This is a genomic window from Rathayibacter sp. PhB151 (genome assembly GCF_004366415.1).
In the GTDB taxonomy this organism is placed as follows: Bacteria; Actinomycetota; Actinomycetes; order Actinomycetales; family Microbacteriaceae; genus Rathayibacter; species Rathayibacter festucae.
Map to the genome: position 1 here is coordinate 823825 of NZ_SOEN01000006.1, position 24869 is coordinate 848693.

Consider the following 24869-nt stretch of genomic DNA (forward strand, 5'->3'; position numbering starts at 1 on the left):
GCGGCGACTGCTTTCCTCAGGTGTGCCGAGCCGCGACCCGTCCTCCCGAGCAGTCGCCTGCGGCATCTGCACCGTCGACATCCGAGCGGGCGGGTGCTGAGCGTGGGCGTGCGGGCCGGCTCGCAGACCGGCGACCTGCTGCGGCTCTTCGCCGACGGCCGTCCGCGTACCCGCGCGGAGCTGGTCGAGGAGACGGGACTCGCCCGAACGGCGGTGATGACGCGGCTCGACCTGTTCTTCGAGCTCGGACTGATCACGCACCTCGACCGTGCGCCGTCGACCGGCGGCCGCCCGTCGGCGCGGCTGGTGTTCGATCCGTCGGTCCGCGCGTTCCTGACCATCGACCTCGGCGCGACGCACTCGACGATCGCGCTGACCGACTTCGACGGCCGCATCGTGGTCGAGCGGCGCGAGGAGCTCGACATCGCGCAGGGCCCGATCCGGGTGCTCGACCACACGCTCGACGTCTGCGACGAGATCCTCGCCGATGCGCACCTGGCGCCCGAGGCGCTGGCCGGCTTCGGCCTCGGCGTGCCCGGCCCGGTCGAGCACGCGAGCGGCCGCCCGGTGCGCCCGCCGATCATGCCCGGCTGGGACGGCTTCGACATCCCGGGCTACATCCGCCGCCGCGTCGACACCACCGTGCTCGTCGACAACGACGTGAACCTGCTGGCCCTCGGCGAGCGCGCCTCGCGCTTCCCGCACGCGCAGGACCTGATCTTCGTGAAGATCAGCACCGGCATCGGCTCGGGCATCGTCTCCGGCGGCGTCCTGCAGCGCGGTGCGCTCGGCGCGGCCGGCGATCTCGGTCACGTCCAGGTGCCGCGCACCGCTCCGGAGGCGGCGGACGGCCACGACGGCGACCTCGAGGCGCTCGCGAGCGGCGGGGCCCTGGTGCGCGCGCTGGCCGAGGCGGGCCGCGACGTGCACTCGGTCCGCGATCTGCTGGCGCTCCTGCGCGACCGCGACCCGGAGGCGATCGAGGCGGCGCGCCTCGCGGGCCTGCAGATCGGCGAGGTCCTCGCCACCTGCGTGAGCCTGCTGAACCCGTCGGTGATCGTGCTCGGCGGCAGCGTCGCGCTCGCCGCCCCGGAGATCCTGGCCGGGGTGCGCGAGGTCGTCGACCGGCGCTCCCTCCCGCTGGCGACCCAGCGCCTGCACGTGGTGACCGCCGAGCTCGGCGGCAGCGGCGGCGTCCGCGGTGCGGCCCTGATGCTGCGGCAGCACCTCCTCGGCCCGAGCAACGTCGACGCCTTCCTCGAGCAGCTCCGCGAGCAGAGCCTCGCCGAGCGCTGAGCCCTCGCCGAGCACTGAGCCCCCGCCGAGCACTGGCGCCCCGGCGACGACGGAGGTCAGGAGCGCACCCCCGCCCGGCCGGTCGCTGAAGGGTCGGACGCGGAAGGGTCTGTCGCGGACGGGTCGGTCGTCTCCCGCGAGATGCCACTTGTGAGCTCGACACGCCGCGATTCCTCGTCATAAGTGGCATCTCGCGGAGTCGTCGAGGCGCTGGCCACCGCGGCGGCGACGGCGGCGTCGATCCGCCGCTGCTCGCCCGCGGCGCGGCGGCGGCGGCGCACGACCGCCAGCACGATCAGCCCGATCAGCAGCGCCAGCAGCACCAGCGCGCTCCACGGCACGGCCGCGGTCGAGGCCTCGGAGGAGACGGCGGCGACCTCGGGCACGGCGGCCGGGTCGGCGGCCTGCCCCGCGAAGTCGGCGGTGACGACGGTGCCGGTCAGCGCGATCCGGGCGGTCGCGACGAACAGCGGCCAGACCCCGGCGACGGTGACGCTCCGGCTGGTGGAGCTGCCCGGGAGCAGCTCGGGCAGCGGCTCCGGATCGGTCGCGGCGACGCTGCCGAGGCCGAGGAGACCGGAGACCGCGAGCTCGGCGCCCGGGGCGAGGCGGGTGTTGCCCGCGTTGGTGACGGTGTAGTCGATGGTGGTCGTCCCGGGAGCGAACGGGTTCCACTCGCCCTGGTACGAGACGGCGAGGCCGTCGACCGAGAGGCGCGGGGCGAGGTCGCCGCCGACGCGGAGGTACATCCGCGAGCCGAGGCGGCGGTCGACCGAGACCCCGGTCTCGCCCTGGACGAGGATCGAGGAGACGACCCCCGCGGCGTAGTCGCCCGGCACGGCGTCGGCCGGCACCTCGAGCTGGAACGGGATCTGCACGCTCTCGCCCGCAGGGACGACGACGTCCGGGGCCTCGAAGGAGATCCAGCTGCCCAGCTGGGTGGACGGCTCGGCGGCCGGCAGCAGATCGAGCTGACCCGCCTCGGTGATGAAGCCGTCGGAGCCGTAGACGCGGAAGGTCTGCTCCTCGTCGTCGTAGTTGGAGACGATCAGCGCGTCGCTCAGCTGCCCGCCCGGCTCGAGCGCGTAGGCGTAGTTCGGCCGGTCGCTGCCCTGCTCGGTGTCGGCGGGCCGCACCCCCCAGGTCACCGCCGAGCTCGCCGTCTCCGCGAGGGCCTGCGCCGGCAGCACAGCGGCCCCGAGCCCGACGACGAGCAGGACACCGAGCGAACGGAGTGTGGAGCGGAACATCATCGTCCAGCCTTTCGAGGCGGGTGGGTCCCCCCGCGAGATGCCACTTGTGCACGCGACACGCCGTGTCAGGCGTGCACAAGTGGCATCTCGCGGAGGGGGAAGGAGGGGGGCCGACCGCCGGGGCTCCGGCGGCCGGCCGAGGGGGTGGCTAGCCGAGCGCGGTGAGCGTCAGCGTGGCCGTGTAGGTGCCGGTTCCGACCGACAGCGGGAGCTGCAGGTCGAGGTCGGCGCCGAGGACCGAGGATCCGGTCGGGTGCCCGGCCGCGGCGGAGCCGAGGACGCGGGCGGTGGCGAGGCCCTCGCCCGAGACGAACCCGGAGACGACGGGGGCGCCGGCGACGGCACCGCCCTCGTTCTCGAGGACCTTCGGGGTCCAGCCGAGGTACTTGCCCGAGACCGTCTGGTCGCCGGCGCGGAAGTCGCTGATCTGAGCGGTCACCGACCACTCCGGTCCGGACAGGCGCGAGTCGGTCACGCGGACCGGCACGAGCTCGCCCGAGGCGGCGAAGTGGTCGCCCTGCTCCTCGGCGACACCGAGGTTCACCAGGTTGCTGGTGCCCTCGAGGCTCCAGGTCAGCTCGCCCTCGCGCGCGTCCGGCACGATGACCGCGACGGCCTGGTCGCCCTGCGCCGCAGCGCCGGCGGCCGTGCCGGTGAAGTCGCCGTCCACTCCGGCGGCGGTGTTGCCCGCGCCGAAGTTGACCGCCGGAGCGTTCTCCGCGAGCGTGATCCGCCCGCCGACCGTCGAGCCCGCGAGCTGGACGTTGCCGGAGTTGCCCGAGAGCACGAGGTTCCCGCCGACGGTGTTGCCGAGCGCGGCCGCCGAGCCGTCCTCGTTCGCGCCGAGGAGCACGCCGCGCGAGGAACCGCTGACCGTCAGCGAGCCGCCGACGATCGCGCCGCCGACGCTCACGCCGAAGTCGCTGCCGGCGAAGGTCGCGTCGCCGCCGACGCTGGTGCGCGCCACGTCGACGTAGTTCGCCGCATCGGTGCTGACCGAGCCGTCGACCGAGACGTCGCTGAACTCCACGTCGATGCCGCCCGCCTCGACCATGCCCGCGACGGTGAGGTCACGGAGGTAGAGGAAGCCGGCGCGCGAGCCCTCGGAGAACGACACGACGTCGCCGCCGACGCTGGTGCCGTCGATCGAGATGCCGTACGCGTCCGTGCCGATGACGTCGCCCTCGATCGTCGCCGAGGTGGCGTCGAGCCAGGCGTCGTCGCCGACGGTGATCGAGCCCTGCACGACGACGTTGCCCAGCACGCAGGTCTCGCCGGCGGCGACGGTCAGGTCGCCCGCGATCGTCGTATTGCCGAGCTCGGTCGTGCAGTCCGTCGTCGCCGCGAAGGCGGACGGCGCGGCGACCATCGCGAGGGAGGCGGCCGCGAGGACCGCCGTGGTCGTCTTCCACTTCATGGGGGTTCTCCTCGGTGCGCCGGTGCGCGTGGTGGTGCGGGGAAGGGAGGCGCCGGCGCGGCGCGAGGACTCAGCCACGGAGAGCCTCGATGGCGTCGTAGCTGCGCGCGGCGTTGCCGAGCGAGTTCACCGGGTTGGGCGCGACGGCCTGGGTGGGCGCGGTGTCCTGCTCCCAGACTCCGTAGCGCTGGCCTCGGTCGCGCAGCTCCGACAGGAACGCCTGGTACGGCAGGTTGCCCGCGCCGAACTCGACGATGTCGTAGCCGTTGGTATTCGCGTTGTTCGTCTTGCCGTCCTTGAGGTGCAGGATCGGGTAGCGGCGCGGATTGCGCTTGATGTAGTCGAGCGGCTCGAAGCCCGGGTAGAGCTTCTTGCCCACGTAGGCCCAGTAGACGTCCATCTCGAGGTAGACGTGCTTGGGGTCGGTGTTGTCGTAGAACACGTCGTAGAGGCGCGTGTTCGGGTCGTCCGAGCCGAAGGCGAACTCGCCCGCGTGGTTGTGCTGGTAGAGCTTCATGCCCGCGGCCGAGACCTGCTGGCCCCAGGCGTTCCACTCGTCGGCAGCGGCGCGGTAGCCAGCGACGGTGTTGACGTTGGTCGGCGCGTTGCCGGTGCCGAGGTGCGGGGTGCCGAGGATCTGCGCGATCTCGATCTGCTTCCCCAGCTCCGAGCGGAGCAGGTTGGTGCCGACGTGCGAGCCGACGGCCCGCAGGCCGTTGTCGTCGAGCAGCTGGCGGATCTCCTGGGGGGTGATCGCGCCGACGTTGCCCTGGGTGTAGCCGGCGAACTCGATCTCGCTGTAGCCGATGCGGCCCAGCTCCTCGAAGACGGCCCGGAAGCCGATCGACGAGACCTTGTCGCGGACGCTGTAGAGCTGGATCCCGATCCGGTTGATCGGGACGAGCCGGTTGGCGCCGGACGAGGGGGCGGGAGCGGCGAGGGCGCCGGGCGCCAGCGCGCCGGCCCCGACTCCGACGGCGACCGTGGAGGCGGCGAGCGCCGTCATCAGCGCGCGTCGGCTCATCGGCTTCGCCGTGATGGATCCGTGGTGGTGGTGCATTGTCTCTCCTTCGAAACGGAACATGCAGATGGATCAGGGGGGGACCGGCCGGCCCGGGCTCTCGGCGCGAGCCGGCCGGTCCCGCCGCGGCTACTGCTGGACGGTGAGGTTCAGCAGGCTGGACGCGGCGTTGGTGTTCGCCGTGGCGGTGTGGGTGACGGTCAGCTTGTAGCTGCCCGCCGCGAGCTTCGGCAGGGTCACGACGACCTTCCCGTTCTCGTCGAGGGTGCCGGTGAGCATCGCGACGGTGGAGAGGTTCCTCTTCACCATCACGGTGACCTGGCCGGTCCCGGCGACGCCGGTCGACGTCGTGGCCTCGACCGAGACCTGCGCGCTGGCGCCCGGCTTGACCGGGTTCGGCGAGACGGTCGCGGTGAGCACGGAGTCGGCCTTCGACACGATCAGGCGGGCGGTGCCGGCCGACGCCTTGAAGGTGCCGTCCGCTCCGTAGGCCGCGCGGAAGGTGTGCGTCCCGGCCCCGAGCGTCTGCGGCAGGGCGATGGTCGCCTTCCCGCCCTCGAGGGCGCTGCGGCCGATCTCGGTGTCGCCCTCGTAGAGGACGACCTCGCCGCCGGGGGTGCCGCCCTGGCCGGAGACGGTGACCGTCGCCGATCCGGGAGCGCCGAAGGTCACGCGCGGGGCGCCGAGCGCCACGGTCGTGGTCGAGTCGACGGTCGGCGCGTTCCCCGCGGCGAGGTCGATCGTGAACGAGACCGTGCCGACCGCGGAGACGTTGCCGCCGGTGTCGGTGGCGCGGTACTGCACGGTGCGGACGCCGTTGGTGGTGAAGGGCACCGAGTAGGCGCCGTTCGCGGCGCGGACCGTGGTCCACGTCGTCCCGTTGTCGACCGAGTACTGCACGCTGGCGAGCGCGCCGTTGTCGGTCGCTGCCAGGTTCAGGTTCACCGCGCGGTTGTAGACGCCGCCGACGCCGGTGGGCGCTGCGGGGTCGAGCGTCGCGCTGACGGTCGGCGCCGTCTTGTCGCCGGCACCCGCACCCTGGAAGGTGAGGGAGTCGAGCGACAGGCCGGAGGGCGAGGTCACGTAGAGCGAGCCGGTGCCGGTGGGCTGGCCGGAGAACGGCACGAGGACGTCCTGCCAGCCGGCGCCGGCGGGGATGGTCGCCGTTCCGAAGGGCGCCGCGTCGGCGGCGTTCCAGCGGAGGTCGACGGTGCCCTCACCGGTGGCGCGGACCACGACGCCGGTCAGGTTCGCGAGGTTCACCGGATCCCAGCGCAGGAAGGATCCCGCACCGAGTCCGCTGACCGCGTTGCCGCCGCTGGCGGTGGTGTCCGCGTAGGGCAGGACGCCCTCGCGGGCGGCGTGCTCCGCCTCCTGCGTCTTCGGGTTCAGCCGCAGCGTCGCCTCGGCCGCGGCCGGGGGCAGTCCGTTGTAGCCGGCGTCCGTGTAGGTCACGACGACGGTGCCGTAGAGCAGCGCGCCGGGGCCGTGCTCGGGCGAGTCCTTCGACGTCGGGAACGCTCCCGTGGCACCGGTGCCGGTGACCTCGGGGTGGGCGTGCTCGTCGTGGCCGAGACCGTAGGTCCAGCCCACGCGGCTGCCGACGATCTGGTCGCCGTCCTCCGCGTCACGGCCGGTCACCCGGTAGGGGATCGCGTCGCCCCACTCGAAGAACGAGCCGTTGCCGGGCGTCGTGATCTCGATCTGCGGCGCCTGGTTGCCCACCGAGATCACCCGGGAGGTGAGGCTGAACTTGCCCTTGGCGTCGGTGACGCGCAGGCGGGCCGTGAACTGGCCGAGCTCGGTGTAGGTGTTCTTCGCGGTGACGCCCGTGGCGTCGAAGGTGCCGTTGCCGTCGAAGTCCCAGTCGTAGGTGAGCGCGTCGCCCTCGGGGTCGGAGGATCCCTTGGCGTCGAACGTCACCTCGAGCGGCGTCTCGGAGGCGGACAGCGGCGTCGCGGTGAAGCGCGCCTGGGGGGCCTTGTTGCCCTCGGCGTAGTCGATCCGGTACAGGCCGGCGTCGGGGTTGGCGCGGAAGAAGCCGTCGCCGTACTCGAGCACGTACATCGACCCGTCGGGGCCGAACTCCATGTCCATGGGGTTGTCGTGGATCGGCTGGTTGCGCGAGCTCAGCGCCGTGTTGGGCAGGAAGTCCTCGATGTGCGTGACCGCGCGGTCGTCATCGAGCGTGAACGCCGCGATGTAGTCCTGCGAGAACTCGCCGAAGAAGGTCTTCTCGTTCCAGTAGGCCGGGAACTTCGACGTCGAGGTGTTCTCCTCGTCGAAGTGGTAGACCGGTCCGCCCATCGGGCCCTGGCCGGTGCCGGTGCCGAAGTTCACGAGCTCGTCGAACGGCTGGTCGCCGGGGTTGTCGCCGTAGTAGACGGTCGCCGGCGTGGCCGCCGGGATGTCCACGAGGCCGGTGTTCCAGCGCGAGTTGTTCTTCAGGTTCTGCGGGTCGAAGAAGCCGCGGGGCGTCGCCGTCTCGAAGTTCCACTCGTTGTACGGCAGGTTCGGGCCGTGCACGTAGGGCCAGCCCGAGTTCTGCGGCTGGTCGAGACCGGTCGCGTTCCACTCGACGAGACCCATCGGGCCGCGCACGCCGTCGGCCGCGGCGGCCTTCGTCGCGTCGGGACCGTAGTCGCCCCAGGAGAGGGTGTTCGTCTCCGCGTCGACGTCGATCTTGAACGGGTTGCGCACGCCCATCACGAAGATCTCGGGGCGGGTCTTCTCGGTGCCCACCGGGAAGAGGTTGCCCTCGGGGATCGTGTACGAGCCGTCCTCCTGGACCGTGATCCGGAGGATCTTGCCGCGCAGGTCGTTCGTGTTGCCCGCACCGCGACGCGAGTCGAAACCGGGGTTCATGCCGGGCGCGTCGTTGTTCGGCGCGAAGCCCGCGGCACCCGGAGCGCTCGCCGGCGTGTTGTCGCCGGTCGAGAGGTACAGGTTGCCGTCGGCGTCCCAGTCGAAGTCGGCGCCCACGTGGCAGCACTGCCCGCGCTGCGCCTCGACCTCGATGATCTTCTGCTCGCTCGCCAGGTCGAGTCCCGAGCCGGTCCACTTGAACCGGGAGAGGCGGTTGACGCCCTTCCACTGGTCCCAGTAGCTCTCGTCCTCACCCGCGGGGAGCATGTTCGGGGCCGCACCGGTCGGCGTGCCGCTCTGGGGCGCGTAGACCAGGTAGACCCACTGGTTCTCGGCGAAGTCGGGGTCGACGCCGACGCCCTGGAGTCCGTCCTCCGAGTTCTGGTAGACGGGGATCGTGGCCACGACGCGCGTGGTGCCGGTCTTCGGATCGGTGTGGCGGATCTCGCCGTTCCGTGCCGTGTGGAGGACCGACTTGTCCGGGAGGACGGCGAGGTCGATCGGTTCGCCGACGTTCTTCGTCAGCAGCACCTTCTCGTAGTTGCTCCAGTCGAGCGCGGACTCCGCGCCCGGCTCCGAGCCGTGGTCCACTCCGTCGTGGGCCGAGGCGGGCAGGCCGAGAGCGGTGAGTCCGGAGACCGTCACCATCCCGGCGATGCCGAGGGCGAAGAGAGACCTGATGCTTCTCTTCGTGGATCGCTTACCATTCATGCGTGATGTGATTCCTTCAACGAGGTGTTCATCGCAGAGGCCGGATCCGTCTCTGTCCGCACGACGTGCGGATCCGGTCTCCCCTGGTCGGCCCGTGGGCCGATGTCTTCGTCGTCGCCTCCTCTCGCGGGATGCTGTCGTGGCGCCGGTCGCTCCTCTTAATAGAGGGGCGGTTCCGGCTGGTCCGGGCCGGCGCGGGGTCTCCCCCGCGCCGGCGGGTCAGTGGGCCGGTCGGATCAGTGGTCCGGCCGGGTCAGCGGATCAGGACTCGAAGGCCGAGGGCAGGTACTCGGCGACGTTGTCCTTGGTGACGACCGGCGCGAAGAGCTGGATCTGGCGCGGGACGCCGAGCGAAGTGGTGTCGCTCATCGACTTGTTCTGCTCGATGAGGCGGGCGAGCTTGATGCCGTCCGCGGCCTGGGTCGAGGGGTAGACGACCGTGGCCTTGACCACGGAGTCGTCGGCCTCGATCGAGCGCATCACGTTCGCCGAGCCGGCGCCACCGACGAGGATGAACTCGTCGCGGCCCGCGGTGTCGATCGCGGCGAGGACGCCGACGCCCTGGTCGTCGTCGTGGTTCCAGATCGCGTCGATCTGCGGCGCCGCCTGGAGGAGGTTGGCCGCGGCCTGCTCGCCGCCCTGGACGGTGAAGTCGGCGGCGACGCGGTTGTCCACGTCGAGCCCGCAGCCCGAGAGCGCATCGGCGAAGCCCTGGCTGCGGTCCTGGGTCAGCGGCAGCGAGTCGATGCCGGCGATCTCGGCGACGACCGCGTCCGGGTTGTCGCCGAGCTGCTCGCAGAGGTAGGTGCCGGCGCTGACGCCCATGCCGTAGTTGTCGCCGAGCACCGTCGAGCGGGCGGCGAACGGGCTGGAGAACTCGCGGTCGACGTTGATGACGGTGATGCCGGCCTCCATCGCCTCGGTCGCGACCTCGGTCAGCGCCGCGCCGTCGATCGGCAGCAGCACGATCGCGTCGACGCCGTCGTTGATGAAGGTCTCGACCTGGCTGATCTGCAGGTTGACGTCGTTGGTGCCCTCCGCGGTGCGCAGCTCCACGTCGTCGTACTTCTCGGCCTCGGCGATGGCCGCGCGGCTGACGGCGCCCATCCAGCCGTGGTCGGCGGCGGGAGCGGTGAAGCCGATCACCACGTTGTCGCCCGAGGCGTCGTTGTCCGAGGCGGCGACCGCGGCGGCGGTGCCGCCGCCGGAGGCGTTCCCGGTCTCGACGGGGGCGTTGGAGATGCAGCCGGTGAGCATCAGCGCGACGGCGCCGAAGGCGAAGCCGGCGGTGCCCAGGCGGGCGGTGCGGCCCAGTCGGGTGGTGCGGCCGAGGCGGGAGCCGGAGGGGTGGCGAACGGACATGGAAGTGATCTCCTTCGATGGATCCATGAGGGGCCGCAGGGCACAGCGGTGCCTGCGGAGGGTGACCGGAGTGGTCGAGGTGGATGCTGTCGGTGCTGGGAAGCGGGGCGAGCGCCCCGAGAAGAGGTGGGGCCGGCGGCCCGTCGGGTCAGGACTTGCCGCGGGCGGCGAAGCGCTGCTGCAGCAGGACGGCGGCGACGATGATCGCGCCCTTCGCCACGGCCTGGGCCGAGGTCGACATGTTGTTCTGCGTGAAGACGTTGGTGAGGGTCGTGAAGATCAGGACGCCGAACACGGTGCCGACGATCGTGCCGCGGCCGCCGGCGAGCAGGGTGCCGCCGACCACGACCGCCGCGATGGCGTCGAGCTCGTAGAGCGTGCCGTTGGTCGACGAGCCGGCGGTGGTGCGGGCGAGCATCATCACCGCGGCGATGCCCGCGGTCAGGCCGGCGAGGCCGTAGACGTACATGGTGTGCCGGCGGACCTTGATGCCGGCGAGGCGGGCCGCCTCCGGGTTGCCGCCGACCGCGACGGTGCGGCGGCCGAAGGTGGTGCGGTTGAGCAGGATCCAGCCGGCGACCGCGACGAGCGCGAAGATCAGCACGAGGACCGGGATGCCGAGCACGTCGGCGCGGAAGAAGTCGAGGAACGGGTCGACGGTGACGATCTGCGTCTGCCGGTTGGAGATCAGCTCCGCGAAGCCGCGGGCCGCGACGAGCATCGCCAGCGTCGCCATGAAGGCGACCACGCGGCCGTAGGCGATCAGCGCCCCGTTGATCAGCCCGCAGACCAGGCCGACCAGCACCGCGGTCAGCACGATGACCAGCCAGGAGGTGTTCGCCGCGTAGTACTGCGTCGACACGGTGCTCGCCCAGACCGTCGCGAGCCCCATCACCGAGCCGACCGAGAGGTCGATGCCGCCCGAGGTGATGACGAAGGTCATGCCGATGCTGAGCACGCCGATCACGGCGGCCAGGCGGAGGATCGTCAGCACGTTGTCGACGCTGGCGAACCGCTCCCCCGCGGTGGCGAACCCGACGATGCAGAGGATGACCAGCGCGAGCACCAGGCCGATGTTGCGGCCGAGCGAGCCGCCCATCATCCCGGCGAGACCGGAGCGGGCGTCCTTCGACGGGCTCCCGCCGCTCGGCCCTCCGGTCGCGGCCGAGGCGTGACGGCCGGCGTCCTCCTGCGGACCGCCGATCGACGGTGACGCGGTGTCGAGCTGTCCGCTCACGCTGCACTTCCTTCCATGACGAGATCGAGCACGCGGTGCTCGTCGATCGAATCGGCGGGGCCCTCGTGGACCACGGCGCCGTCGGAGATCACGAGCACTCGGTCCGAGAGCCCGAGGACCTCGCCGATCTCGCTGGAGACCACGAGCACGGCGGCGCCGTTGGTCGCGAGGTCCCGGATCAGGGTGTAGATCTCGGCCCGCGCTCCGACGTCGACCCCGCGGGTCGGCTCGTCGAGCAGCAGCACGCGGCAGCCGCGCACCAGCCAGCGGGCGAGGAGCGCCTTCTGCTGGTTGCCGCCGGAGAGCGTGCGGGCGTCGCGATCGACGCCGTGCGGGCGGAGGTCGAGCGCCACCGCCTGCTCGGCCGCCGCCGCGCGCTCGGAGCGCTCGTCGAGGAAGCCGCGCTTGGCGAAGCGGTCGAAGGTCGAGAGGGTGATGTTGCGGTAGACCGGCTCGTCCAGGAGCAGGCCCTGGCTCTTGCGCTCCTCCGGGCAGAGGCCGATGCCGGCGTCGACCGCGGAGGTGACCGAGCCGGCCCGCAGCCGCTTGCCCGCGACGCTGACGGTGCCGGTGCTGGCGCGGCGGGCCCCGTAGATGGTCTCCAGGATCTCGGAGCGGCCGGAGCCGACGAGCCCCGCGAGGCCGACGACCTCGCCGGCGCGGATCTCGAGCGAGACGTCGGCGAACGAGCCGCGCAGCCCCAGGTTCTCCACTTTCAGCAGCGTCTCGGCCTCGGTCGGGAGCTCGGTGCGGTCCGGGAAGACGTATTCCACGGCGCGGCCGGTCATCAGCGTGATCAGCTTCGAGGTCGGGGTGTCGGCGACGGCGAGGTTCTTCGCGACCGTCGCGCCGTCCTTGATGACGGTGATCCGATCGCCGATGGCGCGGATCTCCTCGAGCCGGTGCGAGATGTAGACGATGGCGACGCCGTCGGCGGTGAGCTGGCGGACCACGTGGAAGAGGTTCTCCACCTCCTCGGAGTCGAGCACCGCGGAGGGCTCGTCCATGATGATGACCCGCGCGTCGTGCGAGAGGGCCCGCGCCATCTGCACGATCTGCTTGCCGGCGGCGGAGAGGCTGCCGACCTCGCGGTGCGGGGCGATCTCGGGGTGGCCGAGGCGCTCCATCAGCTCGCGGGTGATCCTCGCGGCCTTGGAGCGGGCGGTGAAGCCGCCGCGGGAGAGCTCGTGGCCGAGGTAGATGTTCTCGGCGACGGAGAGGCCGTCGACGACGTCCAGCTCCTGGTACATCGTGGCGATGCCGAGCGCGAGGGCGGCCGTCGGCGACGGGATGGTGACGACCTTCCCGTCCACGAGGATCTCGCCCTCGGTGGGCTGGTGGGCGCCGGCGAGCGTCTTGATGAGCGTGGACTTGCCGGCCCCGTTCTGGCCGAGGAGGCAGTGCACCTCGCCCGGGCGGACGTCGAGATCGACGCCGTCGAGGGCTCGTGCTCCGGGGAAGACTTTGACGATTCCGCGCATCTGCAGAAGCAGTTCTGACGCGGTGTCCTGGGTGCGGGAAAGAGGCTGGGCGGCGGTGTCGCCGGGGTCTGCGTTGACCATGCGGACGAAGCTACAGCGACTTAAGTCGCGGGTCAACCAAAAGTTCTGAGCCCTTTCGAAGGAGATCCCGGCGGTCGCCCAGCGCGTCGAAACGCTTCCGTCACCCGCGCCAGCCCTGCGATCCGCGGGTTTATGCGACATCTGACGGCTCAGTGCACGGCGCGTCTGGACACGGAGTCTCGTCATGGAGCGCTCTCTCACCCTATGAATAGCGTCCGGGCCGCAACCGGATCGTGACCTTCGGCCTCAGGAGCCCTCCGTCGCCGCCCTCCCGCTCAGCAGAAAGAGCTGGCGGAGCCGAGCGCGGGCATGGGAGGGTCGACCCGCCGACGAAAGGACGACGATGTCGAACGACCGAGCACTGCGCGTCGCGATGGTGGGGACCGCCTTCATGGGCCGCACCCACTCGCACGCCTGGCGCACCGCCCCCCGCTTCTTCCCGCTGCCGCTGCGCCCCGAGCTGGCCGTGCTGGTGGGCACCGACCCGCAGCGGACCGCCGAGCGCGCCGAGACCCTGGGCTGGAGCGAGTCCTCGACCGACTGGCGCGCGGTGATCGCGCGCGACGACATCGACCTCGTCGACATCTGCACCCCCGGCGACACCCACGCCGAGATCGCGATCGCCGCCCTCGAGGCCGGCAAGCACGTGCTCTGCGAGAAGCCGCTGGCCAACTCCGTCGAGGAGGCCGAGCGGATGGTCGCCGCGGCCACCGCCTCGGGCCGCGTCGCGATGTGCGGCTTCAGCTACCGCCGCACCCCCGCGCTCGCCCTGGCCAAGCGCTTCATCGACGAGGGCCGGCTCGGCCCGATCCGGCACGTCCGCGCCCAGTACCTGCAGGACTGGCTGAGCGATTCCGAGGCCCCGCTGACCTGGCGCCTCGACGCCGCAAAGGCCGGCTCGGGCGCGCTCGGCGACATCGGCGCGCACATCATCGACAGCGCGCAGTGGCTGACCGGCACCCCGATCGCCTCCGTCTCGGCGGTCCTGCGCACCTTCACCACCGAGCGCCCCGTGCTCGCGACGCAGTCGGGCCTCGGCGGCCGCGCGGAGGAGGGCGCCGAGCGCGGCCCGGTCACGGTGGACGACGCCGCCGCCTTCACCGCCTCCTTCGAGGGCGGCGCCCTCGGCGTCTTCGAGGCGACCCGCGTCGCCACCGGCCGGAAGAACGCCAACCGGATCGAGATCAACGGCGAGACCGGCAGCATCGCCTTCGACTTCGAGCGGATGAACGAGCTCGAGTACTACGACGCGCGCGACCCCGAGGACGCCCAGGGCTTCCGCACCGTCCAGGTCACCGAGCCCTCGCACCCGTACATGTCGGCCTGGTGGCCCGCCGGCCACGGCATCGGCTACGAGCACCTCTTCAGCCACCAGGTCGTCGACCTCGTCGAGGCGATCGCCGCCGGCACCCCCGCCACCCCGACCTTCGCCGACGCCCTCGAGGTCCAGCGCGTCCTCGCCGCCGTCTCGACGAGCGCCGCCAACCGCTCCGAGTCCACCCCCGTGCAGCGCGGCACCGGCCCGGTCTGACGCCGACCGGCAGCACGCAGTGCCAGGCTGGGGCGATGCGCCGACGAGGGAGTTCCGCGGCGGCCGTCGCGGTCGTCGCGCTGCTGCTGGGCGGCTGCGTCGAGGCGGAGTCCGGGCCGGCGGCGGTCGGTGCCGGTGGCGTGGCGGACGGGACCTCGGCGAGCGTCTCCGCCGCGGGGACCGTCGACGTCTCCTATCAGCGGCAGGGCGACTTCGCGGTGGTCGTCGCGCTCGACTGCTCGGCCTGCTCCGGGAGCGTCACCGTGTCGGCGCCCGGGCGCAGCACTCCGGTGGGCGAGGCCGCGGCGGGGACGCAGTCGTCGTGGCTCCTCGAGACCGTCGCGACCGACCCCGTCGACCAGTCGCTCCTCGTGCGGACCGCCGGCCACTGGACGCTCACGCTGCAGAGCTGGAACGACCTGCCCGAGGTCTCCGGCGAGCAGTCGGGCAGCGGATCCGCGGTGCTCGCGTTCTCCGACGACGTCGACAGCCTCGACGTCGCCTACGGCCCGGCGAGCAGCGAGGACTCGCTCTCCGGCCGCGTCCTCGGCACCGCCGGCACCCGGCAGACCTTCGGCGACACCACCGCCTTCGCCCGGGTCGTCGACGCCGACCTCCCCGGCGTCGTCGCGATCCGCACCGACGGCGCCTGGACCCTGACCCCGACCCCGTGACACGCGCGCCGGGTGCCCCGGTCGCGCTCCGCGAGATGCCACTTGTGAGCACGACACGCCGCAGAATCCGCGCATAAGTGGCATCTCGCGGAGGGGGTCGGCGGGGGCGCTTCGGGGGCTTCGCCTCGCGAGGCGATCCTGCGCCATACTTCCTGGATGAGCAAGAAGATTGACGCGGCGCATCGCGCCCTGGTAGCAGCCCTCGACAAGCACGCCGCCCTCGTCGGCGACAAGTCGGCGAAGCCGAGCAAGGTCGCGCGGGCCGCGTCCGAGCTCCGCGCCGCGACGAAGGCCTACTCGGCGCTCGTCTCGGCCCGCACCGGCACCTCGAGCCCGTTCGCCGACCTGGCCGACCCGCGTCTGGACCAGCCGACCATCGCCTCCCTCCGGGCCGAGCGCGACGCGATCGCCGCCCGCCTCGCCAAGCACGAGGCCCTCGCGGCGGAGTCGGGCGACCAGGCCCTCGCGGGCTGACCCTCCTCCTCCGTTCTCCCTCCCCCGCGGAAGTCGCCGTGTTACGGGCGTGTTTCGCGTGCCCGGTGGCGCCCTGCGTACGGTGGTCTCCGGGATCCGCGCAGTCGCGGCGTCGAGCGACCGGAGGCCGGTCGCAGCGCCGGCGGTGACCAGCACCGCCCGTGGACGCCGCCCGGATCCTCACCACGGAAGGATCCACCGCATGTCCCTGCGCCGCACTCTCCTCGCGACCACCGCGATCGCCGCCTCCGCCCTCCTCCTCGCCGGCTGCTCGTCCGCCGCCGGAGCGAGCGACGACACCGTCCGCATCGGCGTGGTCGGCGCGGGCGACCCCTACTGGGCGACCTACGAGCAGGCCGCCGAGGACGCCGGCATCGACGTCGAGATCGTCGACTTCACCGACTACAACCAGCTGAACCCCGCGCTGACCGAGGGCGAGATCGACCTCAACCAGTTCCAGCACCTCGTCTACCTGGCGCAGTACAACACCTCGGCCGACGCCGACCTCGTGCCGATCGGCGCGACCGCGATCTACCCGCTCGGCCTCTACTCGACCCAGTACGACAGCGTCGAGGACATCCCCGAGGGCGAGAGCGTCGCCGTCCCGAACGACGTGACCAACCAGGCCCGCGCGCTCCTCGTCCTCCAGTCGGCCGGCCTGATCGAGCTGACGGACGGCGGCACCGCCTTCTCCGGGCTCGACGACATCGACACCGACGCCTCGAAGGTCACCGTCACCGCGCTCGACGCGGCGCTCGTGCCGACCTCGCTCCCGGACGTCGCCGCCGCGGTCGTCAACAACGACTACCTCGCGGGCGCGGGCCTCGAGGCCACCGACGCCCTCGCGCAGGACGACCCGAGCGACCCGACCGCGGTGCCCTACGTCAACGTGTTCGCCGCCCGCGCGGACGACGCCGAGAACGAGACCTACCTGAAGCTCGTCGACGTCTACCAGAGCTCGCAGGACGTGCTCGACGGCGTCTCCGAGCAGTCGGGCGGCACGGCCGTCTTCGCGACGACCCCCGCCGCCGAGCTGCAGTCGACCCTCGCGACCGTCGAGGCCGACGCCGCCGCCCAAGGCTGACCCGCCCCTCCCCCTGCCGCGACCCCGCGGCGGGGCAGCGCCCGTCCCGGCAGTGCCCGACCCCGGCAGTGCCCGACCCCCGCAGTGCCCGACCCCCGCAGTGCCCGACCCCAGCAGTGAAGGAAGCGCCGTGCCGCTCATCCGCCTCGCCGACGTGAGCAAGGTCTACCCGCCGCTCGCGCGCGGCGCGTCCGCCCTGACCGCCGTGGACGGCGTCAGCCTCGACATCGAGGCCGGCGACGTCTACGGCGTGATCGGCTACTCCGGAGCCGGCAAGAGCACGCTCGCGCGCCTGATCAACGCTCTCGAGCCCGCCACCGGCGGCAGCATCGAGATCGACGGCCGCGAGATCGTCGGCCTGCCCGAGCGGGAGCTGCGCCGGCTGCGGCTCGGGATCGGCATGATCTTCCAGCAGTTCAACCTCTTCGGCTCCAAGACCGTCGAGCAGAACGTCGCCTATCCGCTGCAGGTCGCCGGCACGCCGCGTGCCGAGCTGCGAGCCCGCGTCGACGAGATGCTCCGCTTCGTCGGCCTCTCGGACAAGGCCCGCAGCCACCCGGAGCAGCTCTCCGGCGGCCAGAAGCAGCGGGTCGGCATCGCCCGCGCCCTCGCCGCCTCGCCCCGCATCCTGCTCGCCGACGAGGCCACCAGCGCCCTCGACCCGGACACCACCGGCGAGGTGCTCGCGCTCCTGCGCCGGATCAACGAGGAGCTCGGCGTCACCATCGTCGTCATCACGCATGAGATGGACGTCGTCCAGCAGCTGGCCACGAAGGTCGCCGTGATGGAGGCGGGGCGCATCGTCGAGCGCGGCCCCGTCTTCGACGTCTTCTCGGCCCCGCGGGAGGCGGTCACCCGCCGCTTCGTCTCCACGGTCGTGCGCACGGTGCCCTCGCGGGAGGAGGCGGCGGTGCTGCGCGCGCGCCACCCCGGCCGTCTCGTCACGCTGTCCTTCTCCCACAGCTCCGCCTCGCAGGGCGAGGTCTTCGCCGAGATCGCGCAGGCCGGCGTGCCGCTCGAGCTCGTCTACGGCGGCATCACCGACGTCCGCGGCCGCGCCTTCGGCCACCTCACCGTCGCCCTCGACGCCGCCGACGCCGTGATCGACCCCCTGCTGGCCCGCCTCGGCGCCCGCGTCGCCCTCACGGAGGTGCCCCGATGAACGAGCTCATCCCCCTGCTGCCCCAGCTCGCCGAGGCGACCGGCGAGACCCTCTCCATCGTGGCCCTCAGCCTGCTCTTCGGCGGGATCGGCGGCCTGCTGATCGGGCTCGGCCTCGCCGTCACCCGCGGCGGTGCGCTCTACGCCAACCGCTTCGTCTTCGGCCTGCTCAACGTGATCGTCAACGTCTTCCGGCCGATCCCGTTCATCATCTTCATCGCCGCAGCCCAGCCGCTCGCGCGCCTGGTGGTCGGCTCCGGCATCGGCACCGACGCGATCGTCTTCACCCTCTCGCTCGCCGCGGCCTTCGGCATCGGACGGATCGTCGAGCAGAACCTGCTGACCGTGCAGCCCGGCGTGATCGAGGCCGCCCGCTCGGTCGGCGCGAGCCGCTTCCGGATCGTCCGCACGGTCCTGCTGCCCGAGGCGCTCGGACCACTGATCCTCGGCTACACCTTCGTCTTCGTCGCCATCATCGACATGTCGGCCGTCGCCGGCTACATCGGCGCCGGCGGCCTCGGCACCTTCGCGATCCAGTACGGCTACCGCCAGTTCGAGCCCGTCGTCACCTGGGCGGCCGTGCTCGTCATCATCGTCATCGTCCAGCTCGTCCAGCTGCTCGGCAACGTCCTCGCCCGCCGAGTCCTCCGCCGCTGACCCCCGCGCCTCCCGTCGCGAGATGCCACTTGCGTACACGACACGCCGCGAAACGCGTACCCAAGTGGCATCTCGCGGGAGGAGTCAGCACGGTGGGTGTCATGAGGATCCGATACGACCCGCAAGCGAACGCCGCCTACCTGCCCGTCGGGCGCGAACCCCAAGCCGGGGAGTCCGTCGAGCAGGTGTGCGACATCGCCGACCCGCACGGGTTCGGAGAGATCATCCTCGACTTCGACGCCGCCGGTCACCTCATCGGCGTCGAGATCCTCGGCGCGCGGAAGCTGCTCCGCCCCGAGGCCCTGGCCGACGCCGACATCCTCTGACGCGCGTTAACCACCTCCGCGAGATGCCACTTGTGTACGCGACACGCCGTGAAAGGCGTGCACAAGTGGCATCTCGCGGAGGAGAGGGGGCTGGGCTCAGTAGCGGGGCTTGCGCTCCGGACGCTCCGAGGATCGGGACGGGCCCGAGGGGCGGGCGCCGCGGTCGGCGCCGGCGCGGCTGGGGCGGCGGTCGGGCTTGAGCTCGATCAGCTGGCCGCTGATGCGGGTGCCGGCGAGGCGGTCGAGCACGTCCTGGGGCAGGTCGGCCGGCAGCTCCACGATCGAGAAGTCCGGGCGGATGTCGATGTGCCCGAAGTCGCCGCGGTTGAGGCCGCCCTCGTTCGCGAGCGCGCCGACGATCTGGCGGGGCTCGACGCGCTGACGGCGGCCCACCTCGATCCGGTAGGACGCGAGATTGCTGTTCGACGAGCGCTGACGGCGCTCGGGACGCTCACGGTCGTTGTCGTACGAGGACCGGTCGGAGCGCTCGGGGCGGTCGCCCCGGCTGTCCTCGCGGCGGAAGCGGGGGTCGTCCGGCGAGAGCAGCAGCGGCTCGTCGCCCTGGGCGACGATCGCCAGCGCGGCGGCGACGTCCGACTCGACGACGTCGTGGTGCTCGACGTAGTGGCCGATGATGTCGCGGAACCGGTCGAGCCGCTCGCGGTCGGCGAGCGCCGTGGTGATGGCGTCGTCGAAGCGGGAGAGGCGGGTGACGTTGACGTCCTCGACGCTCGGCAGGCGCATCTCGGTCAGCGGCTGGCGGGTCGCCTTCTCGATGGCGGAGAGGAGGCGGCGCTCGCGCGGGGTCACGAAGCTGATCGCGGCGCCGCTGCGGCCGGCCCGGCCCGTGCGGCCGATGCGGTGCACGTAGGACTCGGTGTCGATCGGGATGTCGTAGTTGACGACGTGGCTGATCCGGTCGACGTCGAGACCGCGGGCCGCGACGTCGGTCGCGACGAGGATGTCGAGCTTGCCCGACTTCAGCTGCTCGACGGTGCGCTCGCGCTGGGCCTGCGCGACGTCTCCGCTGATCGCGGCGGCCGTGTAGCCGCGGGCGCGAAGCTTCTCGGCGAGCGTCTCGGTCTCGCTCTTGGTGCGGACGAAGACGATCATGCCCTCGAAGTTCTCGACCTCGAGGATGCGGGTCAGCGCATCGACCTTCTGCGGGTAGGACACCATCAGGTAGCGCTGGGTGGTGTTCGCGGAGGTCGTGGTCTTCGCCTTGACCGTGATCTCCTCCGGGTCCTTCAGGTACTTCTGCGAGATGCGGCGGATCTGCGACGGCATGGTCGCCGAGAACAGCGCGATCTGCTTCTCGACCGGGGTGTCGGCGAGGATCGTCTCGACGTCCTCGGCGAAGCCCATCTTGAGCATCTCGTCGGCCTCGTCGAGCACCAGGTACTTCAGGTGCGTGAGGTCGAGGGTGCCCTTCTCGAGGTGGTCCATGATGCGGCCGGGGGTGCCGACGACGACGTGGACGCCTCGACGCAGCGCGGAGAGCTGGGTGCCGTAGCCCTGGCCGCCGTAGACGGGGAGCACGTGCACGCCCCGCAGGCCGGACGCGTAGCGCTCGAACGCCTCGCAGACCTGGAGCGCGAGCTCGCGGGTCGGCGCGAGGACGAGCGCCTGCGGGGTCTTCTGCGAGACGTCGAGGCGGGAGAGGATCGGCAGCGCGAACGCCGCGGTCTTGCCGGTGCCGGTCTGCGCGACGCCGAGGACGTCGCGGCCGGACAGGAGGGAGGGGATCGTCGCCGCCTGGATCGCGGAGGGCGTCTCGTAGCCGACCTCCTTGAGGGCCTTGAGGACGGGGTCGCTGAGACCCAGGTCCGAGAAGACCAGCGAGGGGGCGGTCTCGTCTGCCGGCGCGGCCGGGGCGGTACTGTCGGCGACGGGCGCGGTCGCGCCGTCGGCCTGGGGGGCGGGTTCGGGTGTATCGGTGGACGCCATAGTGCAACGGTAGGCCGTCGGAGGCGCGCGCGAGCGCAGATCCGGCCTCTGAACGGGCATTCGCGCCGGATCGGCGGCTGTGGAGGGGTCTCGAGGAGCCGCGCGGGCCCTCGCGTCAGTAGAACTCGACGGTGTCGACCCGGTTGATCAGCTCCTCGCCGTCGAGGTAGCGGGTGGCGTTGCGGGCGAAGAGCTCGGCGATCAGGCGGTCCTCGGCCGCGTTCAGCGCGGCGGTGTGCGGGCTGAGCAGCACGCTCGGGTGGCTCCAGAGCGGGCTGTCCTGGGCGAGCGGCTCCTCCGCGACGACGTCGAGGGCGGCGAAGCCGACCCGGCCGTCCTCGAGCGCGGCGAGCAGCGCCTCCTCGTCGATCACGGTGCCGCGGCCGACGCTGACCAGCGTCGCTCCCGGGCGCAGCGCGGCGAAGAAGCCGGCGCCGACGAGCTTCTCGGTCTGCTCCGTGCCGGGAAGGGTGACGACGACGCCGTCGATCCGCCCCGCGACCTCGGCGATCGCCGACGGCTGAACGATCTCGTCCACGTGCTCCACGGAGTCGGCGTGCCGGCTGGTGCCGATCACCCGGGCGCCCAGCGCCGACAGCTTCTGCGCGGTCGCCCGGCCGATCGTGCCCAGCCCGACGATCAGGATCGTCTGCTCCGAGAGCAGCGCCATCGTCCAGCGCGACCCCCACTCGCGCCTGCCCTGCAGCGACTGCAGCTTCGGCAGCGTTTTCGCGCCGGCGAGCAGCCCGAAGAGGGAGAACTCGGCCAGCGGATCGGAGTGCACGCCCGCGGAGGTGGAGAACGCGACCCGCGCGAGCTGCTCCTCGCTCAGGCCGGCCTTCTTCACCTGCGCGCCGCCGCCCGCGGGCATCGTCTGCACCCAGCGCAGCGCCGGGTTCGCGGCGACCGTGCGAGCCAGCTCCGACGGGTCCTCGCCCGGGATCCCGTAGAGCACCTCGGCCGAGTCGACCAGCTCCTCGAACGCCGCCTGCTGCTCCGCAGTCCGCTCGAACGACGGGTCGCCGGGGTGGTCCCCCGGGTGCCGCATCGGCGGCAGCAGACTCTGATCCGCGACGAAGTCGATCCGCGGCTCCAGCTCCATCACCCGTGCGATCAAATCCTCGCTGATCGGCGTGGCGGCCACGACGCGCAGGCGATCGGCGCGGTCCGGGCGGGGCGAGGTCGGTGCGGGCGTCGTCACGGGAGTCCCTTCGAGCGGCGGGCGAGCGGCGCGGCGGGCACCGGCGCGATCGACCGCGGTCTCACTCAGCGTATCGAGCGCAGAACATCAGCTGAGAGCGGTCGTCATCGCCGAGGAGCGATGAGCACGGCTCTCGGCCGATGTTCGAGGCCGTGGAGCGGGCGGTCACGTTCTCCCGCGACGCCCTCGGCGCAGGTCGAGGGGGAGGCCGACCGCACCGCCTCCGTCTCGCCCTCTCAGGACAGCCGCAGCGGCAGCCGGCCGGCGAGCCGCGCGCCGCCGAGCGCGGCCGACGGGACCAGCTCGATGGAGCCTCCGTAGACCGCGAACTGGCGCGAGAGGCGCTCGAGCCCGGAGAGCACCGGTGGGGCCGCGAGCCCGCCGCCGTCGTCGTCGAGACCGATCACCACGGCGTGCTCCCGCTCCCCGCGCGCCACGTCCAGGTGCAGCCGCACGGCCCGCGCGCCGCCGTGCTTGAGCGCGTTGGTCAGCGCCTCCTCGATCAGCCGCACCAGCAGCACCCGCTGCTCGATCGGGACACCGCGCTCCTCGAGACCCGGGTAGTCGTCGTGGACGTCCAGGTCGACGGCGATCTCCGGCGGCAGGCGCGAGAGCAGATCACGGGCGGCGGCGACCAGCCCGTGCTCGATGTCGACCGGGTAGAGCGCCCCGCTGACCGCGCGGACCTCCTGCTCCCGCAGCTCGTCGAGCCGGCTCGCGATCCCGCTCAGGCGCTCGGCGGTCGCGGCGGAGGGAGGAGTCGCGGCCAGCCCGCGCAGCTCCGCGGCCAGCACCACGAGCGTGTTCTGCAGCCGGCCGTGCAGGCCCTGCGCGACCTCGCGGCGCACGCGCAGCTCCTCCTGCTGGAGCGCCTGCACCGCGTCGACGGCCTGCAGGAGCACGCGGGCGCGCTCCCGCTCCTTCTCGCGTACCCGCCGGGTCGCATCGACGAGCAGGAACCCGAACGAGACGATCAGGCCGACGACCACTGCGCCCACCACGAGCTCGACCACGAGGGCGTCGAGCGCGGTCGGCAGGTAGACCCCGACGATGAGCTGCAGCCCGACTCGGACGACGGCGACGGCCGCCGCGATCCCCGCCGAGACCAGCAGCCGCCCGGTGCGCGCGCGGCGCTCGGGACGCAGCAGCGCGACGAGCACGACCGCGAGGCCGATCGACGCGGTGTTGACGACCACGCGAACGACGACGTCGACGACCGGCCCGCTCTCGACTCCCCGGACGGTCTGCGACAGCATGCCCAGCGCGAAGACCGCCTGCAGCGCCGCGAGGACGGCCAGCACCCCGCCGAGGATCGCGACGGTCCCGCGCAGGATCCGGTTGTCCTCGGCGTCGTCCGCGCGGCGCGGCCGGGAGTCGTCGGGGAGGGTCACCGGGTGTGCTCCAGGAACAGCAGGGTCGCCTCCACGCGGGGGTTGCGCGAGCCGTCGGAGCGCAGGCTCAGCGCTCCGTAGAGGGCGTTCACGTGGTTGTCGACCGAGCGCACCGCGATGCCGAGCCGCTCCGCGATCGCGGCGTTGGTGAGGCCCGAGGCGAGCGCGCCGAGCACCTCGTACTGCCGGCGGCTGAGCGCGTCGACGGGCGAGCTCCGGCGGGCGGTGCGCGCGGCGACCAGGGCGGGGTCGAGCACGGTCCGGCCGTCGAGGGTCGCCCGGATCGCGGTCATCAGCGCGGGCGACGAGAGCGACGAGCTCTTCGAGAGGTAGCTCCAGCCGCGCACCTCGTCGCGGCCGAGGCGGAGGAAGCGGTGCATCGAGTCGACCGCCGAGAGCAGCACGACGGCGAGCTCGGGGTCGCCGGCGCGCAGTTCGCGGCCGAGCTCGATGCCGTCGCCGTCGCCCAGCTCGATGTCGATGATCGCGACGTCGAGCTCGGCGGGCCGCAGCCTCTCGCGCGCCTCCGCGGCGGAGGAGGCCTCGACGACGCTCCGGACGCCCGGCACCGCGCGCAGCAGCGAGGCGAGCATCTGGCGGTAGAGCGGCTGGTCGTCGACGACGGCGAGCCGCAGCTCCCGCAGACCGCCCCCGAACGTCACACCGCATATCTTGTCCCGGCGCCGGGCACGCGATCGGCGAAGATCGTGCTCAGGGGCGGTTGAACCCCGCAAAAGGGGGGCTCGGCTCCATCGTCGGAGCACCTCTCAGGCCGGTCGATGAGACATCCGGTCTCAGCGCGCGAGCAGAGCCGCCGTCGGAGCCGGTCCGCCGGCCGCCGCGGCGAGCGCCGCCGCCCACCTGAGGCCGGAGGCGAGACCGGCGACCCAGCGCCGCTCGAGCAGCATCCGCGGCCGGCGAGGCCGGCGAGCAGCAGCCCGAGCAGGAGGGCACCGATGAGGTCGACCGTGATCGTCGCCACCGCGACGGCGCCGAGCGGCGGAAGGGCGAGCGCGGTCCCTCAGCGGGCGGCCCGGGAGCCTGCGGCGGCGTCACTCCCCCGTGTCCCACGGGACGCGGCGGCGGGTGCCCTCGTCGGCGCGGGGCACGACGAGCACGGGGCGCCGCTGGCGGTGCGCGAGGTGCACCGCGACGCTGCCGCTGAGGAACTCGGCGATGCTCGCGAGCACTCCGGCATCGCGGGTGCCGACCACGATCATCCGGGCGTCTACCTCCTCGGCGACGTCGGTGAGGACCAGCGCCGGCTCGCCCTGGACGGTGCGCAGCGTCCAGTCGACGTCCGTCCCGGCGAGGGCCGCGCCGATCTCCTCGCGGAGTCCGGGCGGCTCGGTGGGGCCGGCGCCGGTGCCGCCGGAGCGGGGCACGAGGCCGACCGGGATGCCGCCGGTCATCGGGTCGACGTACTCGCCGACGAGGTACGGATCGGCGACCACGGTGAGCAGCAGCAGCGGCGCGCCGAGCCCGGAGGCGAGCTGCGCGGCGGTGCGGACGACCTCGGGACGCTGCCCGTCGACGACGCCGACGAGCACGGGTCCGGAGGGAGTGGATTCGGTCATGGACGGCTCCTTCCCTGGTCGTTCCATCCTCCCACCGGGGCCGGAGCGGGAGGAGACGCTGCGCGACGAGTTCCGTCGTGATCATTCCGTTACCGCGCGGTGGCGGGCTAGAGTGACGAGTC

At 72.4% G+C, this 24869-nt stretch carries 20 protein-coding genes; 8 read left to right on the forward strand and 12 right to left on the reverse strand.

Annotated elements, in window-relative coordinates; genetic code table 11:
* The first annotated feature begins 93 nt into the window (after positions 1-93).
* Positions 94-1296, forward strand: coding sequence for an ROK family protein (locus tag EDF35_RS04570; protein ID WP_243839841.1), 1203 nt, complete (start codon positions 94-96; stop codon positions 1294-1296).
* A gap of 56 nt (positions 1297-1352) precedes the next feature.
* On the opposite strand, the gene EDF35_RS04575 is transcribed toward EDF35_RS04570, so the two are convergent.
* The 7 genes from EDF35_RS04575 to EDF35_RS04605 all read right to left on the reverse strand — a co-directional run bounded on the left by EDF35_RS04575 (position 1353) and on the right by EDF35_RS04605 (position 12643).
* Complete coding sequence (locus EDF35_RS04575; RefSeq protein WP_133960880.1) at positions 1353-2546, reverse strand: hypothetical protein; 1194 nt, start codon at positions 2544-2546, stop codon at positions 1353-1355.
* A gap of 151 nt (positions 2547-2697) precedes the next feature.
* Complete coding sequence (locus tag EDF35_RS04580; protein ID WP_133960881.1) at positions 2698-3966, reverse strand: hypothetical protein; 1269 nt, start codon at positions 3964-3966, stop codon at positions 2698-2700.
* A 70-nt stretch (positions 3967-4036) separates the two neighbouring features.
* Positions 4037-5026: a sugar phosphate isomerase/epimerase gene (locus EDF35_RS04585; protein WP_243839842.1), complete on the reverse strand. Its 990-nt coding sequence runs from the start codon at positions 5024-5026 to the stop codon at positions 4037-4039.
* 90 nt (positions 5027-5116) lie between these two features.
* Entirely contained in the window at positions 5117-8563 is a 3447-nt protein-coding gene (locus tag EDF35_RS04590; RefSeq protein WP_133960882.1) for a PQQ-dependent sugar dehydrogenase, read from the reverse strand.
* Positions 8564-8824: 261 nt separating this feature from the next.
* The gene (locus EDF35_RS04595; protein WP_123445319.1) at positions 8825-9820 is read right to left on the reverse strand and encodes a substrate-binding domain-containing protein; all 996 of its coding nucleotides are present in this window, start codon (positions 9818-9820) and stop codon (positions 8825-8827) included.
* 253 nt (positions 9821-10073) lie between these two features.
* The gene (locus EDF35_RS04600; protein WP_123445318.1) at positions 10074-11027 is read right to left on the reverse strand and encodes an ABC transporter permease; all 954 of its coding nucleotides are present in this window, start codon (positions 11025-11027) and stop codon (positions 10074-10076) included.
* Positions 11028-11158: 131 nt separating this feature from the next.
* The gene (locus tag EDF35_RS04605; protein WP_133961511.1) at positions 11159-12643 is read right to left on the reverse strand and encodes a sugar ABC transporter ATP-binding protein; all 1485 of its coding nucleotides are present in this window, start codon (positions 12641-12643) and stop codon (positions 11159-11161) included.
* Positions 12644-13067: 424 nt separating this feature from the next.
* Here EDF35_RS04605 and EDF35_RS04610 point away from each other — a divergent pair, with 424 nt between their 5' ends.
* The 7 genes from EDF35_RS04610 to EDF35_RS04640 all read left to right on the forward strand — a co-directional run bounded on the left by EDF35_RS04610 (position 13068) and on the right by EDF35_RS04640 (position 18631).
* A complete protein-coding gene (locus tag EDF35_RS04610) occupies positions 13068-14255 on the forward strand; it encodes a Gfo/Idh/MocA family oxidoreductase (RefSeq protein WP_133960883.1) in 1188 nt (395 codons plus the stop codon).
* Positions 14256-14290: 35 nt separating this feature from the next.
* On the forward strand, positions 14291-14929 hold the full coding sequence (locus EDF35_RS04615; protein WP_133960884.1) for a hypothetical protein: 639 nt from the start codon (positions 14291-14293) through the stop codon (positions 14927-14929).
* A 156-nt stretch (positions 14930-15085) separates the two neighbouring features.
* Positions 15086-15403, forward strand: coding sequence for a hypothetical protein (locus tag EDF35_RS04620; RefSeq protein ID WP_133960885.1), 318 nt, complete (start codon positions 15086-15088; stop codon positions 15401-15403).
* A 202-nt stretch (positions 15404-15605) separates the two neighbouring features.
* Entirely contained in the window at positions 15606-16487 is an 882-nt protein-coding gene (locus EDF35_RS04625; protein ID WP_133960886.1) for a MetQ/NlpA family ABC transporter substrate-binding protein, read from the forward strand.
* A gap of 130 nt (positions 16488-16617) precedes the next feature.
* A complete protein-coding gene (locus EDF35_RS04630) occupies positions 16618-17649 on the forward strand; it encodes a methionine ABC transporter ATP-binding protein (RefSeq protein WP_133960887.1) in 1032 nt (343 codons plus the stop codon).
* Complete coding sequence (locus EDF35_RS04635; protein ID WP_133960888.1) at positions 17646-18305, forward strand: methionine ABC transporter permease; 660 nt, start codon at positions 17646-17648, stop codon at positions 18303-18305. Before EDF35_RS04630 ends, EDF35_RS04635 begins: the two co-directional genes overlap by 4 nt.
* A gap of 101 nt (positions 18306-18406) precedes the next feature.
* Complete coding sequence (locus EDF35_RS04640; protein ID WP_133960889.1) at positions 18407-18631, forward strand: DUF2283 domain-containing protein; 225 nt, start codon at positions 18407-18409, stop codon at positions 18629-18631.
* Between the two features lie 96 nt (positions 18632-18727).
* On the opposite strand, the gene EDF35_RS04645 is transcribed toward EDF35_RS04640, so the two are convergent.
* From EDF35_RS04645 to EDF35_RS04665, 5 genes are all read right to left on the reverse strand, one after another.
* Positions 18728-20578 (reverse strand): DEAD/DEAH box helicase, encoded by a 1851-nt coding sequence (locus EDF35_RS04645; RefSeq protein ID WP_133960890.1) that lies wholly within the window; start codon positions 20576-20578, stop codon positions 18728-18730.
* A 115-nt stretch (positions 20579-20693) separates the two neighbouring features.
* Positions 20694-21779 carry a D-2-hydroxyacid dehydrogenase gene (locus EDF35_RS04650; protein WP_243839843.1) on the reverse strand — a complete coding sequence of 362 codons (1086 nt, stop codon included), beginning with the start codon at positions 21777-21779 and terminating at the stop codon, positions 20694-20696.
* 236 nt (positions 21780-22015) lie between these two features.
* Positions 22016-23170, reverse strand: a complete 1155-nt coding sequence (locus EDF35_RS04655) for a hypothetical protein (RefSeq protein WP_133960891.1) — start codon at positions 23168-23170, stop codon at positions 22016-22018.
* Complete coding sequence (locus EDF35_RS04660) at positions 23167-23832, reverse strand: response regulator transcription factor (RefSeq protein WP_243839844.1); 666 nt, start codon at positions 23830-23832, stop codon at positions 23167-23169. The genes EDF35_RS04655 and EDF35_RS04660 overlap by 4 nt, the downstream gene beginning before the upstream one ends.
* Before the next feature lie 390 nt (positions 23833-24222).
* Positions 24223-24747, reverse strand: coding sequence for a universal stress protein (locus EDF35_RS04665; RefSeq protein ID WP_159423666.1), 525 nt, complete (start codon positions 24745-24747; stop codon positions 24223-24225).
* Between the last annotated feature and the right edge of the window lie 122 nt (positions 24748-24869).

Coding starts and splice junctions, on each gene's coding strand:
- EDF35_RS04595 (WP_123445319.1), bottom strand. CDS start 9,820: ATGCTCACCGGCTGCATCTCCAACGCCCCCGTCGAGACCGGGAACGCC.
- EDF35_RS04590 (WP_133960882.1), bottom strand. CDS start 8,563: ATGAATGGTAAGCGATCCACGAAGAGAAGCATCAGGTCTCTCTTCGCC.
- EDF35_RS04665 (WP_159423666.1), bottom strand. CDS start 24,747: ATGACCGAATCCACTCCCTCCGGACCCGTGCTCGTCGGCGTCGTCGAC.
- EDF35_RS04580 (WP_133960881.1), bottom strand. CDS start 3,966: ATGAAGTGGAAGACGACCACGGCGGTCCTCGCGGCCGCCTCCCTCGCG.
- EDF35_RS04620 (WP_133960885.1), top strand. CDS start 15,086: ATGAGCAAGAAGATTGACGCGGCGCATCGCGCCCTGGTAGCAGCCCTC.
- EDF35_RS04635 (WP_133960888.1), top strand. CDS start 17,646: ATGAACGAGCTCATCCCCCTGCTGCCCCAGCTCGCCGAGGCGACCGGC.
- EDF35_RS04625 (WP_133960886.1), top strand. CDS start 15,606: ATGTCCCTGCGCCGCACTCTCCTCGCGACCACCGCGATCGCCGCCTCC.
- EDF35_RS04605 (WP_133961511.1), bottom strand. CDS start 12,643: ATGCGCGGAATCGTCAAAGTCTTCCCCGGAGCACGAGCCCTCGACGGC.
- EDF35_RS04575 (WP_133960880.1), bottom strand. CDS start 2,546: ATGTTCCGCTCCACACTCCGTTCGCTCGGTGTCCTGCTCGTCGTCGGG.
- EDF35_RS04585 (WP_243839842.1), bottom strand. CDS start 5,026: ATGCACCACCACCACGGATCCATCACGGCGAAGCCGATGAGCCGACGC.
- EDF35_RS04640 (WP_133960889.1), top strand. CDS start 18,407: ATGAGGATCCGATACGACCCGCAAGCGAACGCCGCCTACCTGCCCGTC.
- EDF35_RS04615 (WP_133960884.1), top strand. CDS start 14,291: ATGCGCCGACGAGGGAGTTCCGCGGCGGCCGTCGCGGTCGTCGCGCTG.
- EDF35_RS04600 (WP_123445318.1), bottom strand. CDS start 11,027: ATGATGGGCGGCTCGCTCGGCCGCAACATCGGCCTGGTGCTCGCGCTG.
- EDF35_RS04610 (WP_133960883.1), top strand. CDS start 13,068: ATGTCGAACGACCGAGCACTGCGCGTCGCGATGGTGGGGACCGCCTTC.
- EDF35_RS04645 (WP_133960890.1), bottom strand. CDS start 20,578: ATGGCGTCCACCGATACACCCGAACCCGCCCCCCAGGCCGACGGCGCG.